1 protein-coding gene is annotated in these 882 nt (G+C 67.6%); it reads right to left on the bottom strand.

Features of this window, described 5'->3' with window-relative positions:
- Positions 1 to 882 (bottom strand): thioredoxin-disulfide reductase (trxB, locus tag EER30_RS46705; protein WP_127509802.1); only part of this gene is annotated, 882 nt, incomplete at both ends.

Genomic DNA, 882 nt, shown 5'->3' with positions numbered 1-882 from the left:
GAATGAGGCGATGAAGCGCTCGGCGTCCAGCGCCGCGGCGGTGCCGGTGCCGGCGGCGGTGATCGCCTGCCGGTAGGTGTGGTCGACCAGGTCACCGGCGGCGAACACGCCGGGCAGGTTGGTGCGCGTCGACGGGTGGTCGACCTTCACGTAGCCCTCGTCGTCGAGGTCGATCTGGCCCTTGAACAGGTCGCTGCGCGGGTCGTGGCCGATCGCCACGAAGACGCCGGTCACGTCGAGGACCTTTTCCTCGCCGGTCTGCACGTTCTTGATGCGGGCACCCGAGACCTTGCCGTCGTGGCCGATGATCTCTTCGACCACCGAGTTCCACTCGACCTTGATCTTCGGGTTGTTCAGCGCCCGCAGCTGCATGACCTTGCTGGCCCTGAACGAGTCGCGCCGGTGCACGATGGTCACCGTCTCGGCGAACCGGGTAAGGAAGGTCGCCTCCTCCATCGCGGAGTCGCCGCCGCCGACCACCACGATGTTGTGGTTGCGGAAGAAGAAGCCGTCACAGGTCGCACAGGACGAGACGCCGTGGCCGAGCAGTTCCTGCTCACCGGGGACGCCCAGGGGCCGCCACGCGGATCCGGTGGACAGGATCACGGCGCGGGCGAAGTATTCCTTCTCGCCGACCCAGACGGTCTTGAGGCCCTCGGTGCCGGCCTCGGTCGGCTTGTCACCCAGCTCGACGCGAGTGACGTCGTCGGTGAGGAACTCGGCGCCGAAACGCTCGGCCTGAGCGCGCATGTTGTCCATGAGCTCGGGGCCCATGATCCCGTCGCGGAAACCGGGGAAGTTCTCCACCTCGGTGGTGGTCATCAGAGCACCGCCGGACTGAACGCCCTCGATCACCAGCGGCTTGAGGTTCGCCCGGGCCGC

The sequence above is a fragment of the Actinoplanes solisilvae genome (assembly GCF_003999975.1).
In the GTDB taxonomy this organism is placed as follows: Bacteria; Actinomycetota; Actinomycetes; order Mycobacteriales; family Micromonosporaceae; genus Actinoplanes; species Actinoplanes solisilvae.
This window is presented reverse-complemented; position numbering and strand designations above follow the sequence as displayed.